General features: G+C 58.0%; 12 protein-coding genes. 1 reads left to right on the top strand and 11 read right to left on the bottom strand.

Features of this window, described 5'->3' with window-relative positions; all coding sequences use genetic code 11:
• The 5 genes from tpiA to rlmE form a co-directional block, all read right to left on the bottom strand.
• Entirely contained in the window at positions 1-756 is a 756-nt protein-coding gene (gene tpiA / locus M5B43_RS14935) for a triose-phosphate isomerase (RefSeq protein WP_248750831.1), read from the bottom strand.
• Between the two features lie 66 nt (positions 757-822).
• Positions 823-2,160, bottom strand: a complete 1,338-nt coding sequence (gene glmM / locus M5B43_RS14930) for a phosphoglucosamine mutase (protein ID WP_248750830.1) — start codon at positions 2,158-2,160, stop codon at positions 823-825.
• Between the two features lie 16 nt (positions 2,161-2,176).
• Positions 2,177-3,028, bottom strand: a complete 852-nt coding sequence (gene folP, locus M5B43_RS14925; RefSeq protein ID WP_248750829.1) for a dihydropteroate synthase — start codon at positions 3,026-3,028, stop codon at positions 2,177-2,179.
• Positions 3,029-3,036: 8 nt separating this feature from the next.
• On the bottom strand, positions 3,037-4,947 hold the full coding sequence (gene ftsH / locus M5B43_RS14920; protein WP_159959949.1) for an ATP-dependent zinc metalloprotease FtsH: 1,911 nt from the start codon (positions 4,945-4,947) through the stop codon (positions 3,037-3,039).
• A 200-nt stretch (positions 4,948-5,147) separates the two neighbouring features.
• Positions 5,148-5,798: a 23S rRNA (uridine(2552)-2'-O)-methyltransferase RlmE gene (gene rlmE / locus M5B43_RS14915; protein ID WP_010206606.1), complete on the bottom strand. Its 651-nt coding sequence runs from the start codon at positions 5,796-5,798 to the stop codon at positions 5,148-5,150.
• A gap of 105 nt (positions 5,799-5,903) precedes the next feature.
• Here rlmE and yhbY point away from each other — a divergent pair, with 105 nt between their 5' ends.
• Positions 5,904-6,212, top strand: a complete 309-nt coding sequence (gene yhbY, locus M5B43_RS14910; RefSeq protein ID WP_248750828.1) for a ribosome assembly RNA-binding protein YhbY — start codon at positions 5,904-5,906, stop codon at positions 6,210-6,212.
• A gap of 9 nt (positions 6,213-6,221) precedes the next feature.
• Here yhbY and M5B43_RS14905 read toward each other — a convergent pair whose 3' ends face one another.
• The 6 genes from M5B43_RS14905 to dnaJ all read right to left on the bottom strand — a co-directional run bounded on the left by M5B43_RS14905 (position 6,222) and on the right by dnaJ (position 13,791).
• On the bottom strand, positions 6,222-6,626 hold the full coding sequence (locus M5B43_RS14905; protein ID WP_248750827.1) for an MFS transporter: 405 nt from the start codon (positions 6,624-6,626) through the stop codon (positions 6,222-6,224).
• A gap of 28 nt (positions 6,627-6,654) precedes the next feature.
• Positions 6,655-7,131 (bottom strand): transcription elongation factor GreA, encoded by a 477-nt coding sequence (gene greA, locus M5B43_RS14900; protein ID WP_248750826.1) that lies wholly within the window; start codon positions 7,129-7,131, stop codon positions 6,655-6,657.
• Entirely contained in the window at positions 7,128-10,349 is a 3,222-nt protein-coding gene (gene carB / locus M5B43_RS14895) for a carbamoyl-phosphate synthase large subunit (RefSeq protein ID WP_248750825.1), read from the bottom strand. The genes greA and carB overlap by 4 nt, the downstream gene beginning before the upstream one ends.
• A 105-nt stretch (positions 10,350-10,454) precedes the next feature.
• A complete protein-coding gene (gene carA / locus M5B43_RS14890) occupies positions 10,455-11,591 on the bottom strand; it encodes a glutamine-hydrolyzing carbamoyl-phosphate synthase small subunit (RefSeq protein WP_248750824.1) in 1,137 nt (378 codons plus the stop codon).
• 258 nt (positions 11,592-11,849) lie between these two features.
• Complete coding sequence (gene dapB / locus M5B43_RS14885) at positions 11,850-12,656, bottom strand: 4-hydroxy-tetrahydrodipicolinate reductase (RefSeq protein WP_248750823.1); 807 nt, start codon at positions 12,654-12,656, stop codon at positions 11,850-11,852.
• A 10-nt stretch (positions 12,657-12,666) separates the two neighbouring features.
• A complete protein-coding gene (dnaJ, locus tag M5B43_RS14880; RefSeq protein WP_248750822.1) occupies positions 12,667-13,791 on the bottom strand; it encodes a molecular chaperone DnaJ in 1,125 nt (374 codons plus the stop codon).
• Positions 13,792-13,991 lie beyond the last annotated feature (200 nt).

Genomic DNA, 13,991 nt, shown 5'->3' with positions numbered 1-13,991 from the left:
TCAGTTTCCCGCGGCGCGACAGATCGCACCGAACTCATCTGCATTCAGGGAAGCTCCACCAATGAGCCCCCCATCGATATCCGGCATGCCGAACAGTTCGACCGCATTGGCCGCCTTCACGCTGCCGCCGTATAGAAGCCGCACACCTTGTGCGACTTCAGAATTCTCTGCCGCCAACTGCGCGCGAATGGCTGCGTGCACATCCTGCGCCTGTTGCGGTGTAGCAGTCAGCCCGGTGCCAATGGCCCAGACCGGCTCGTAAGCAATGACTGCCTTTGCAAACGCACCAACACCCAGCTCCTCGATGATGCTGCCCAGCTGACGCGAGACAACTTCAAGAGTTTTGCCCGACTCACGCTGCTCAAGGGTCTCCCCTATGCACAACACTGGAATCAAGCCACAAGCCTGTGCCGCCGCGAACTTGCGATTGAGCGTCGCGTCACGCTCGCCCATCATCTGACGGCGCTCGGAGTGCCCAACAAGCACATAGGAACAACCTGCATCAACCAGCTGACTCGGCGAAATCTCACCGGTCAACGCACCTTGCATGGGCTCCACTGCAGAATTCTGCGCGCCGACCTGAATCGACTTGCCTTTCAAGCCATCAATCACCTGATTGATATGCAAGCAAGGCGGGAAAACCGCAACATCAACACCGCTCGGCAAGGCCAAGTGACGAAGGCCATTGATCAGCTCAGCGACACTGGCGCGGGTACCGTGCATCTTCCAGTTACCAGCTACCATAGTGCGACGCATGCTGTACCCCGTCGGTCAAAGTGGGCGCAGATGTTACCCAACCACATCATCACTGGCAAGCCGAATTCAGGCGCAAATTTCAGTTACCAGTTTTGCCAGGTCTTCAGCATGGCCGCGAACCTGCGTTTCGTCCTCACCTTCAACCATGACGCGCACCAGAGGCTCTGTACCGGACTTGCGCAGCAATACCCGCCCACGCCCCGCCATTGCAAGGGTCACGCGCTCGCAGGCTTCTTTGACAGAAGGGTGTTCGATTGGATTTTCGCCACCGGCGAAACGCACATTGAGCAAGACTTGCGGGCACTTGCGCAATGCTTGGCGCGCCTGTGCCAGACTCTCTTCGCGACGACGCAAGGCCAGCAGCACCTGCAGCGCAGCAATAATTGCATCCCCCGTGGTGGTGTGCTGGAAACACACAACATGCCCAGAGTTTTCGCCGCCTACCAGCCAATTACGCTCCAGCAACTCAGCGATCACATAACGGTCACCGACATTGGCACGGATAAAGGGAATCCCAAGATCTGCCAGCGCCAACTCGAGCCCGAGGTTGCTCATCAACGTTCCGACGACGCCACCTTGCAGCTTGTTACGCTCATGCAAGTCGCGAGCAATGATAAAAAGCAAGTCATCGCCATCCACCACCGCCCCGGTGTGATCCACCATCAAGACGCGGTCGCCATCACCATCGAAGGCAATACCCAGGTCAGCATGCTCAGCCAGAACCGCTGCCTGCAACTGCTCCATATGGGTGGAGCCGCAATTGTCGTTAATGTTCAAACCATTGGGTTGAGCCGACAACACGGTCACGTCCGCACCCAACTCCTTGAATACACTCGGCGCCACTTTGTAGGTCGCACCATGCGCGCAATCGACAACAATTTTCAACCCGGCAAAATTGGTGCTGGTCGGAACGCTGCTCTTGCAGAACTCAATATAGCGGCCCGATGCGTCATTGATCCGCGACACCTTGCCCAGCTTGCTGGATTCCACCACCGTCATCGGCGCATCCAACAGTTCTTCGATCATCAACTCAATCTCATCAGGCAACTTGGTGCCCTGCCCCGAGAAAAACTTGATCCCATTGTCATCATGAGGATTGTGCGAGGCACTGATCACGATACCGGCTTCAGCGTGGAAGGTACGCGTCAGGTAAGCGATCGCCGGTGTCGGCATAGGCCCCAGCAGCATCACATCAGCCCCCGCAGCCGACAAACCGGCCTCCAGCGCGGACTCAAACATATAACCCGAAATACGAGTGTCCTTGCCCACCAGGATGCGGCAAGCGCCCATGCTGCGGAACGCCATGCCTGCCGCCCACCCCAACTTGAGCATGAAATCAGGAGTAATCGGATATTCGCCGACCCGACCACGGATACCGTCGGTGCCAAAGTATTTTTTAGTCATAAGTACTCCATCATTCTTATTCGGCTGACTCTACAGCTGCAATCATACGCACCACATCGACCGTCTCGGCGACGTCATGCACACGCAAAATACGCGCACCCTTGGTCACGGCAAGCGCGGCCAATGCCAGGCCACCGTACAACCGCTCACCTACAGGGCGGTTCAAAGCCTGCCCAATCATGCTCTTGCGTGAAACGCCAACCAACAAGGGCCGACCCAAGGCATGCAAAGATTCCATGTGCTTGAACAAGCTCAAGTTGTGCTGCAGGGACTTGGCGAAACCAAACCCGGGATCCAGGATAATGTTGTCAGGCGATATTCCCACCGCAACGCACTGGGCCACTCGCTCAGCAAGAAAACCGCTGACTTCGCCGACGAGATCATCATAGTGCGGGTTGTCCTGCATATTGCCGGGCTCTCCCAGCATATGCATCAGGCACACCGGCAAACCGGTAGCGGCAGCCGCATCCAGAGCACCATCGCGCCGCAGCGAGCGAACATCATTAATCAACCCCGCCCCCAAGCGCGCTGTCTCGCGCATCACCGCCGGGGTCGAGGTATCGACCGAGATGATCACATCCAGCTCACGCGCAATAATCTCGACTATCGGCGCCACCCGCTCCAGCTCCTCCAAGGGAGAAACAGCGCGAGCACCAGGCCGAGTCGACTCACCGCCGACGTCAATCAACGTCGCTCCGGCAGCCACCATCGCCGCCGCATGACGCAATGCGGCATCCAGCTGGCTGAAACGGCCACCATCGGAAAAGGAATCAGGGGTTACATTAAGAATGCCCATGACATGGGTATGGGCCAAATCAAGAACCCGGTTGCCGCAAGGCAACCGGGCAGAGGACAACGCAGAAGTCATTTCAAACCTTAATGGTCAGCTGCCGGGCCACCGATCGGGGTTTCAGGGCGCTCGCTCTGAACCACTGGCGGAGTGCCTGAAGTACCCGAGCCGCCCTCCCAATCACGAGGCTCGCGCGGTGTACGGCCCGCCATGATGTCGTCGATCTGGTCGGCATCAATGGTCTCGTATTTCATCAGCGCATCCGCCATGGCATCCAGTTTGTCGCGGTTGTCGGTCAGGATCTGCTTGGCCGTACCGTAACACTGGTCAATGATGCTGCGCACCTCGGAGTCGATCAGCTTGGCAGTCTCACCGGAGAAGCTCGCGCTTTGACCACCACCGCCACGCCCCAGGAAGACTTCGCCTTCTTCCTCGGCATACATCAACGGGCCGAGTTTTTCCGACAACCCCCACTTGGTCACCATGTTCCGTGCAATCTGGCTGGCACGCATGATGTCGTTGGAAGCACCGGTAGTCACGCCGTCGAAGCCAAGGGTCATTTCTTCGGCAATTCGACCGCCGTACAGGGAACAGATCTGGCTGATCAGTGCACGCTTGGAGAGGCTGTAGCGATCCTCTTCCGGCAGGAACATGGTGACCCCCAGCGCTCGACCACGCGGAATGATCGACACTTTGTAGACCGGGTCATGCTCAGGCACAACGCGACCGACAATGGCGTGACCCGCTTCGTGATAAGCGGTGTTCTGCTTCTCTTTTTCGGACATGACCATGGATTTGCGCTCAGCGCCCATCATGATCTTGTCTTTCGCCAGCTCGAACTCTTTCATCTCGACAATACGCTTGCCGGTACGCGCCGCAAACAATGAGGCCTCGTTCACCAGGTTGGCCAAGTCGGCACCAGAGAAGCCTGGGGTGCCACGGGCGATCACAGCCGGAGCCACGTCGTCACCCATCGGCACTTTGCGCATGTGCACTTTCAAAATCTGTTCACGACCGCGAATATCCGGCAGACCAACCACGACCTGACGGTCAAAACGGCCGGGGCGCAGCAACGCAGGGTCCAGCACGTCCGGACGGTTGGTTGCGGCGATGACGATGATGCCGTCATTCATCTCAAAACCATCCATCTCGACCAGCAACTGGTTGAGGGTCTGCTCACGCTCATCATGACCACCACCCATGCCGGCGCCACGATGGCGACCAACGGCGTCGATCTCGTCAATGAAGATGATGCATGGCGCGTGCTTCTTGGCCTGTTCGAACATATCGCGAACACGGCTGGCGCCGACGCCGACGAACATCTCGACGAAGTCAGAACCGGAAATGGTGAAGAACGGCACCTTGGCTTCGCCGGCAATTGCCTTGGCCAGCAAGGTTTTACCGGTACCCGGAGGACCAACCATCAATACACCGCGAGGAATGCGGCCGCCCAGGCGCTGGAACTTGCCTGGATCACGCAGGAATTCGACCAGCTCGCCAACTTCTTCCTTGGCTTCATCGCAACCTGCGACATCAGCGAGGGTAGTCTTCACCTGATCTTCGGAAAGCAGACGTGCCTTGCTCTTGCCGAAGCTCATCGGCCCGCCCTTGCCTCCCGCACCACCCTGCATCTGGCGCATGAAAAACATGAACACGGCGATAATCACCAGGATAGGGAAGCTGGCTACCAGGAGCTGAGTCCAGATGCTCTGCTGCTCAGGCTGCTTGCCTTCGACAACCACATGGTTATCCACCAGGTCGCCGATCAGACCATTGTCCTGAATTGCCGGACGAATGGTCTTGAAGCTGTCGCCATCGTTGCGCTTACCGGTAATCACGTAGCCATCAACCGCTACGCGCTCGACCTTGCCATCCTTAACTTGCTGGATGAAGTCGGAATAGTTGAGGGTCTGCGGCTCGTTAGGGCTGGAGAAGTTGTTCATCACCGTCACCAGGACAGCCGCGATGATCAACCACAGGATCAGATTCTTTGCCATATCGTTCAATTAACTACCCTCTGAAGCAAGCTCCGCTACTGGCGCGCGCTTCGCATGATATTCACCGGCCTAACTTACTACATTACCTACAACTCTGGCAGGCGCCGTCTGTAACCCTTTGTGAAACTTTGACTACACAATATTCGTAAAGCTTCGTGACGAAAGCGACATAAAAAAACCTATCGACTCCCTTGAAACCTTCAAAGACGCTCATCACTGGCGGCGCCTTCGATACCACGGAACCCTCGCGCCAACAGGTATTGCTCGCGAGAACGGTCCCGGGAAGAGTCTGGTTTACGCATCTGCACCTTGTCGAACAGCTTGCGGATGTTCTTGTGGTACTCGTCAAAACCCTCACCCTGGAAGACCTTGACCAGGAAATCACCACCCGGGCGCAATACTCGCCCCGCCAAATCCAATGCCAACTCGCAAAGGAACATGGCTCGCGGCATATCAACAGCCGGTAATCCACTCATATTGGGGGCCATGTCGGAAATCACAAGGTCTACCTGCGAATTTCCCACAGCTTCCAGGATCTCGGCCAGTACAGCGTCCTGGGTAAAGTCACCGTGCACGAAGGTTACATCCGGGATGCTGTCCATCTCGAGGATGTCCGATGCGATCAACCGTCCCTGCCCACCAATCAGACGACTGGCTACCTGGGACCAGCCACCCGGGGCGGCTCCCAGATCGATAACACTCATGCCAGGGCGAAACAATTTGTCCTTGTCCTGGAGCTCTAGAAGCTTATAACTGGCCCGGGAACGGTAGCCGTCCTTTTGCGCCTTTTTGACGTAAGGGTCGTTGAAATGCTCTTGCAGCCACTTAAGGCTAGTTTTGGAACGGGCCACGGGCCACCTCGAAAATAAAACGGGTCGTGATTAACTGGGCGGTCCCGGACTCGCTCGGGTAAACTGGCCGCCGCTTTTTACAAGATCAGACGCAGGGGTCAGATTATGCCGCTCACTCAAGAGCAGAAGAAACAGTACAAATCCATTGGCCACCATCTGAAACCAGTTCTGATTGTGGCAGACAACGGTTTGACTGAAGGTGTGTTAGCCGAATTTGAACGCGCACTGAACGATCACGAGCTGATCAAGATCAAGGTCAATATCCTTGATCGCGAAGCGCGCCTGGCCGCCATTGCAGAACTGTGCAAGACCGGCAAAGCGGACCTGGTTCAGGTCATCGGCAAGATGGCGCTGCTGTATCGCAAGAATTTCAGCGTCAACAAGCAACTGTCGAACGTTCATCGCTTCAAATGATTACAAGGGTCACGGGCGCGCTTCGCGCGCCCTGCCACTCCATCCCGGCGCCGGCTGTATAACCAGCACCAGGCCGGAGAACCCTAGCACAAGATAGCTGAATAGCTGCCAGCGCAACGCTTCCGGCAGCCACACATGCACCACGCAAAACATTGCGCATGCATACAGCGCCATCAACAGCAGTTGCCCGCGAATATCCCGCCACAGACTTTCCAAGCCTTCAGCCTTGACCAGCACCAACGCCTGAAGCATCACACACGCCGCCGCAAAACCCACCAGCAGCGCGCTCAATAATCCATCGATCTCATCGATCAGCAACGGAGCCAGGCCAATCAGGCCCAGCACCGGTAGCACACCAAGATGAAACAACCATAGGCCACCCACCCAAAGCATCTGGGCAAGCTGCCAAAGCATGGCGCCCGCACGAAGCGGGCGCCACCTTTCAGACATGGCGAACTTCAACAATCTCGTACTCGGTCACGCCACCAGGCGTTTTAACGGTCACCACATCACCCTCTTCCTTGGCGATCAAGGCGCGAGCCAGCGGTGAACCGACAGAGATCTTGCCGAGTTTGAAGTCAGCTTCGTCTTCGCCCACGATGTGGTAAACCACGCTTTCGTCAGTTTCGACGTTGGCGATTTCCACGGTGGTGCCGAAAATCACCTTCCCGGTATGAGGAATGGTCGTCACATCGATGACTACAGAGTTCTGCAGACGGCCTTCGATGTCACGTATCCGCGCTTCGACCATGCCCTGCTGCTCACGAGCAGCGTGGTATTCGGCATTTTCCTTCAGGTCACCCAGCTCACGAGCCGTACCGATGTCCTGGCTCAGCTTTGGACGTACGACCTTGGTCAGATGGGCGTGCTCCTCTTCCAGGGCCTTGAAGCCCTGGACGGTCATTGGGTATTTGGTCATGCCTTCAATCCTGCGTGTAGATCCTGCAAGCGACGCACGGTCTTTTCCGGACCGAACTTGAGCGCTTCGCAGATGGCTTCGCCAGCAGCAATAGTGGTGGTGCAATAGATCTTGTGCTGCAAGGCATTACGACGAATGGAATAGGAATCCGCGATCGACTGACGACCTTCGGTGGTGTTGATGATCAGGGTGACTTCGTCATTCTTGATCATGTCGACCACGTGCGGACGGCCTTCCGTCACCTTGTTCACGCGACGTACTTTCAGGCCGGCAGCTTCGATCAGCTTGGCGGTCCCAGCGGTAGCCACGACTTCAAAACCCAAGTTGATCAGATCACGGGCCACACCCGCAACCAGCGGCTTGTCATCATCACGAACGCTGATGAACGCAGTACCACCGGTCGGCAGCACTTCGCTGGCACCCATCTGAGCCTTGGCAAACGCTTCGCCGAAGGTGTCGCCCACACCCATCACCTCACCGGTGGACTTCATCTCTGGGCCCAGGATCGGGTCCACGCCAGGGAATTTGGCAAATGGGAACACTGCCTCTTTCACGCTGTAGAAGTTTGGAATGATTTCCTTGGTGAAGCCGATTTCCTTCAGGGTCTTACCAGCCATCACGCGGGCAGCGATCATGGCCAGGGACACACCGATGCACTTGGACACGAACGGTACGGTACGCGAAGCACGCGGGTTGACTTCGATGACGTAGATGTCTTCGCCTTGCAGCGCCAACTGAACGTTCATCAGGCCGACCACACCCAACTCCAAAGCCATCTTCTTGACCTGCTCGCGCATCTCATCCTGGATATGCACAGGCAGCGAGTACGGCGGCAGCGAGCATGCGGAGTCACCGGAGTGAACGCCCGCCTGTTCGATGTGTTGCATGATCGCGCCGATCACCACATCGGTACCGTCGCAAACCGCATCCACGTCCATTTCAATAGCGCAGTTGAGGAAGTGGTCCAGCAGCACAGGGCTGTCGTTGGACACCTTCACCGCATCGCGCAGGTAACGCTTGAGTTCTTCTTCTTCGTAGACGATTTCCATCGCCCGGCCGCCCAGCACGTAGGACGGACGCACCACCAGCGGGTAACCAATCTTGCTGGCCGCACGAATAGCTTCATCTTCACTGCGCACAGTGGCGTTTGGCGGCTGACGCAGGTTCAGGCGCTCGACCATTTGCTGGAAGCGCTCGCGGTCTTCAGCACGGTCGATAGCGTCTGGGCTGGTGCCGATGATCGGTACGCCGGCCGCTTCCAGGGCACGCGCCAGCTTCAGCGGGGTTTGGCCGCCGTACTGGACGATCACGCCTTTTGGCTTCTCGACGCGCACGATTTCCAGCACGTCTTCCAGGGTTACTGGCTCGAAGTACAGGCGATCAGAGGTATCGTAGTCGGTGGAAACAGTTTCCGGGTTGCAGTTGACCATGATGGTCTCGTACCCGTCTTCACGCAGAGCAAGAGCGGCGTGTACGCAGCAATAGTCGAACTCGATGCCCTGGCCGATACGGTTCGGACCGCCACCCAGGATCATGATCTTGTCACGACCCGACGGCGCAGCTTCGCACTCTTCCTCGTAGGTGGAGTACAGGTAGGCGGTGTCGGTGGAGAACTCGGCCGCGCAGGTATCAACGCGCTTGTAGACCGGGAAGATCTCCAGCTTGTGGCGATGAGTCCGCAGGTTCTTCTCAGTCACACCCAACAACTTGGCCAGGCGCTGATCGGAGAAACCTTTGCGCTTGAGGCGGAACATCATGTCGCGGTCGATGCTGGCCAGACCCAGTGTCTTGACCTTCTCCTCTTCCTTGATCAGATCTTCGATCTGTACCAGGAACCACGGATCAATCATGTTCATGCCGAAGATGTCTTCGACGGTCATGCCTGCGCGGAAGGCATCAGCCACATACCAGATACGCTCGGCACCCGGAACGGTCAGCTCGCGCTTGAGTACGCTCATGCTTTCCGGATTGCTCAGGTCAAGCTTCTCGTCGAGGCCGCAAACACCCACTTCCAGACCACGCAGGGCTTTCTGCAGGGATTCCTGGAAGGTACGGCCGATAGCCATGACTTCACCGACCGACTTCATCTGAGTGGTCAGGCGTGCGTCAGCCTTGGCGAATTTCTCGAAGGCAAAGCGTGGCAGCTTGGTCACGACATAGTCGATGGACGGCTCGAAGGACGCCGGGGTCTTGCCGCCGGTGATGTCGTTCGACAGTTCGTCCAGGGTGTAGCCTACAGCCAGTTTGGCCGCGACTTTGGCAATCGGGAAACCGGTGGCCTTGGAAGCCAGGGCCGACGAACGGGATACACGCGGGTTCATCTCGATCACGACCATGCGGCCGGTGTCCGGGCAAATGCCGAACTGAACGTTCGAACCGCCGGTTTCCACGCCGATCTCGCGCAAGACCGCCAGGGAGGCGTTACGCAGGATCTGGTATTCCTTGTCGGTCAGGGTCTGCGCAGGAGCAACGGTGATCGAGTCACCGGTGTGCACGCCCATCGGGTCAAAGTTTTCGATGGAGCAGACGATGATGCAGTTGTCCTTCTTATCGCGGACAACTTCCATCTCATACTCTTTCCAGCCGATCAGCGATTCGTCGATCAGCAGCTCTTTGGTTGGCGACAAGTCCAGACCACGGGCGCAGATTTCTTCGAACTCTTCACGGTTGTAGGCAATACCACCACCGGTGCCGCCCATGGTGAAGGACGGACGGATGATGCACGGGAAGCCCAGGGTCTCGAGGACCGCGTTGGCTTCTTCCATGCTGTGGGCGATCCCGGAACGCGGGCACGCCAGGCCGATGGACTTCATGGCCTTGTCGAAACGCGAACGGTCTTCAGCTTTGTCGATCGTGTCGGCATTGGCGCCGATCATTTCAACGCCGAACTTTTCCAGGACGCCTTCGCGCTCCAGGTCCAGGGCGCAGTTCAGTGCAGTCTGGCCACCCATGGTCGGCAGCAGCGCGTCCGGACGCTCCTTCTCGATGATCTTGGCAACGGTCTGCCATTTGATCGGCTCAATGTAGGTCGCGTCGGCCATGGCCGGGTCGGTCATGATGGTGGCCGGGTTGGAGTTCACCAGGATGACGCGGTAGCCCTCCTCGCGCAGGGCTTTACAAGCCTGGGCGCCGGAGTAGTCGAACTCACAAGCCTGGCCGATCACGATCGGGCCAGCGCCGAGAATCAGGATGCTTTTTATGTCTGTACGTTTTGGCATGGGTTTGTCACTCAAATCCGCAGGTCAGTCGGCAAGCCGTCTTGAACAATCTTTGAAGAGCCTGCGGGGGCCACCGAGGTTCGGGGCCGCCCGCTAGCCACTCAGTCAGCGTCGCTTGGCCATCTCATTGATGAAACGGTCGAACAGCGGCGCTACGTCGTTCGGGCCCGGGCTGGCTTCAGGGTGGCCCTGGAAGCTGAACGCGCTCTTGTCGGTGCGCTCGATGCCTTGCAGGGAGCCGTCGAACAGCGACTTGTGAATGGCTCGGACATTGCCCGGCAATGTCGCCTCGTCCACTGCAAAGCCGTGGTTCTGGCTGGTGATCATTACAACGCCAGTGTCCAGATCCTGCACCGGGTGGTTGGCGCCGTGGTGGCCGTGGCCCATTTTCAGGGTCTTGGCACCGGAAGCCAGGGCCAGCAACTGGTGACCCAGGCAGATACCGAAGACCGGAATCTCGGTCTCCAGTACTTCCTTGATCGCCTGGATGGCATAGTCGCAAGGCTCAGGGTCACCCGGGCCGTTGGACAGGAACACGCCGTCCGGTTGCAGGGCGAGCACATCACTGGCTGGGGTTTGCGCCGGCACCACGGTCACGCGGCAGCCGCGCTCAACCAGCATGCGCAGAATGTTGTATTTGATACCGTAGTCGTAAGCGACTACGTGGTATTGCAGGTCGGCAGCAGCAATAGTCTCGTGACTGTCGGTCTTCAAGTCCCAGACAGTGGAGCGCCACTCGTACTTCTCTTTGGTGCTGACGACTTTCGCCAGATCCATGCCTTTCAGGCCAGGGAAGCCTTGAGCTGCGGCGATCGCCGCTTCTTCGGAAATATTGTCACCGGCCATGATGCAGCCGTTCTGCGAGCCTTTTTCACGCAGGATGCGTGTCAGACGGCGCGTATCGATACCGGCGATCGCCACAACGTTGTTGGCTTTCAGGTAATCGGACAGCGACATCGTGTTACGCCAGTTGCTCGCAACCAGTGGCAAGTCACGAATCACCAGACCAGCCGACCAGACACGATCAGACTCGACGTCTTCCGGTGTAGTACCGGTGTTGCCGATGTGCGGATAGGTCAGGGTAACGATCTGTTGGGCGTAGGAAGGATCGGTAAGGATTTCCTGATAGCCGGTCATGGCAGTGTTAAACACCACCTCTCCAACGGTTTGACCGTCGGCTCCAATGGCTTCGCCGCGAAAAATGCTGCCATCAGCAAGGGCGAGTATGGCTGGCTTAGTCAAGAAGACCTCCCGTAAATAAAGCCTGAAAGGGCGATCGCAGGTTGTAAAAAAGCGGAGTGACGTATGGACACGTCACCCCGCTTCTTCACTGAATTATTCTGCGCGCTTTTAGTGGACACACTAAAGCTGTAGCTTACAGAAAAAGGGTTTTTTGGTCCACCGCTAATGAGCCTTAAAGGCAGGAGAATGCGACAGGAAGTCGCTTAGCGGGTAAAACGGGGCCTCAGGATAATCCTGAAGCCCTATTTTAGCTACTGATCAGTGCAGATCCAGCACATCACGCATGTCGTACAGGCCCGGCTCACGCCCGTCCAGCCAGAGCGCAGCACGCACCGCACCCTTGGCGAAGGTCATGCGACTGGACGCCTTGTGCGTAATCTCAAGGCGCTCACCTTCAGTGGCGAACAGCACCGTGTGGTCACCCACGACATCACCACCTCGCACAGTCGCAAAACCGATGGTGTCACGCGCACGTGCACCGGTATGGCCTTCACGCCCGTACACCGCCACCTTCGACAGATCGCGGCCCAGCGCGTCAGCGATAGCCTCGCCCATGCGCAGCGCAGTGCCCGAAGGCGCATCGATCTTGTGACGGTGATGAGTCTCGATAATCTCGATATCCGCCTCATCACCCAGAACACGCGCCGCCAGATCCAGCAACTTGAGCGACAGATTCACGCCGACACTGAAGTTGGCAGCGAAGACGATGGGAATATCCTTGCCCGCCTCCACCAGCAACTGCTTCTGCTCTGCGCTCAAACCCGTCGTGCCAATGACCATGGCCTTGCCCGCCTTGCGGCAGAACGCCAGGTTTTTCAGCATCACATCCGGCAGAGTGAAGTCGATCAATACATCGAACTCGTCCGCCACCTGCTCCAGGTTGCCCGACAACGAAACGCCGATGCGCCCCAGGGAGGCCAGCTCACCGGCATCCGCCCCGATCAGCGTGCTGCCCGGACGAACGATCGCCGCCGTCAGCCCAGAGGCCGGCGAGCGCTGCTGCACTGCCTCGACCAGGGTCTTGCCCATACGCCCGGCAGCGCCCATTACGGCTATACGTCGCATATTCACTTCCTTACAGGTCGCCGAAGAAGCGCTTCACGCCATCGAAGAAACCGGTGGTTTTCGGCGAGTGCGAGTCATCGCCTTCCAGCGAACTGCGGAACTCTTCAAGCAATTCGCGCTGACGACGCCCCAGATTGACCGGAGTTTCCACCGCCACGCGACACATCAGGTCACCTGCACCGCCACCGCGCACCGGCGCAACGCCTTTGCCACGGATACGGAACTGCTTACCGGTCTGCGTGCCCTCAGGGATCTTCAGCTTGACCCGACCATCAAGGGTCGGAATCTCCAACTCCCCGCCCAATGCCGCGTCAACAAAGCTGATCGGCACTTCACAGAACAGATGCTTGCCGTCGCGCTGGAAGATCGAGTGCTCACGCACATTGATCACCACGTACAGGTCACCCGTCGGACCACCCTGGGTCCCGGCCTCGCCTTCGCCCGACAGGCGAATACGATCACCGGTATCCACGCCCGCCGGCACTTTCACCGAGAGGGTCTTGTACTCTTCGACGCGACCTTCGCCGTGGCAAGAGTCGCACGGGTCGGAAATGATCTTGCCCTGACCATGGCAGCGCGGGCAGGTTTGCTGCACCGAGAAGAAACCTTGCTGCATGCGGACCTGACCGATACCGCCGCACGTCGGGCACGTGATCGGCGAGGAGCCTTTCTTGGCACCCGAACCATCGCACGGTTTGCAATTGACCAGCGTCGGCACACGAATATTGACCGTGGTGCCGCGCACGGCCTCTTCCAGGTTCAGTTCCAGCGTGTAGCGCAAGTCGCTGCCACGCTGGGCACCGCCGCGCTGGCCGCCACGACCGCCGCCAAAGAAGTCACTGAATACATCGCCGAAAATGTCGGAGAAGTTTTGACCACCAAACCCGGCACCGCCGCCGCCCATGCTCGGGTCGACACCCGCATGGCCATACTGGTCGTAGGCCGCGCGCTTGTTGGGATCACACAGACATTCGTAGGCCTCGTTGGCCTCTTTGAACATTTCTTCGGATTCTTTGCTATCCGGATTACGGTCAGGGTGGTGCTTCATCGCCAGGCGACGGTAGGCCTTTTTCAGGTCCGCCTCGCTGGAACCGCGCTCCACACCTAACACTTCGTAATAGTCACGCTTTGCCATAAGTCTTTGCACTCTTAAGGACGTTCGGCTCGACCCTCCTGAGCCTTGCCAAACTCGTTGAGCCCCAATACAGGCCCGGACCCAACTCACGTCAATTCAACGATCCTGGTCATTACTGCTTCCAGCCAGGGACCCAGCCAAAAGCGCGGTGACTGTCGATCGGGAAGCAGGAGCATTCCCGATCACACCGCCAGCACCCG

The sequence above is a fragment of the Pseudomonas sp. MWU15-20650 genome, from assembly GCF_023242475.1.
Lineage (GTDB): Bacteria > Pseudomonadota > Gammaproteobacteria > Pseudomonadales > Pseudomonadaceae > Aquipseudomonas.
This window is presented reverse-complemented; position numbering and strand designations above follow the sequence as displayed.

Coding starts and splice junctions, on each gene's coding strand:
- tpiA (WP_248750831.1), bottom strand. CDS start 756: ATGCGTCGCACTATGGTAGCTGGTAACTGGAAGATGCACGGTACCCGC.
- glmM (WP_248750830.1), bottom strand. CDS start 2,160: ATGACTAAAAAATACTTTGGCACCGACGGTATCCGTGGTCGGGTCGGC.
- folP (WP_248750829.1), bottom strand. CDS start 3,028: ATGACTTCTGCGTTGTCCTCTGCCCGGTTGCCTTGCGGCAACCGGGTT.
- ftsH (WP_159959949.1), bottom strand. CDS start 4,947: ATGGCAAAGAATCTGATCCTGTGGTTGATCATCGCGGCTGTCCTGGTG.
- yhbY (WP_248750828.1), top strand. CDS start 5,904: ATGCCGCTCACTCAAGAGCAGAAGAAACAGTACAAATCCATTGGCCAC.
- M5B43_RS14905 (WP_248750827.1), bottom strand. CDS start 6,626: ATGCTTTGGCAGCTTGCCCAGATGCTTTGGGTGGGTGGCCTATGGTTG.
- greA (WP_248750826.1), bottom strand. CDS start 7,131: ATGACCAAATACCCAATGACCGTCCAGGGCTTCAAGGCCCTGGAAGAG.
- carB (WP_248750825.1), bottom strand. CDS start 10,349: ATGCCAAAACGTACAGACATAAAAAGCATCCTGATTCTCGGCGCTGGC.
- dapB (WP_248750823.1), bottom strand. CDS start 12,656: ATGCGACGTATAGCCGTAATGGGCGCTGCCGGGCGTATGGGCAAGACC.
- dnaJ (WP_248750822.1), bottom strand. CDS start 13,791: ATGGCAAAGCGTGACTATTACGAAGTGTTAGGTGTGGAGCGCGGTTCC.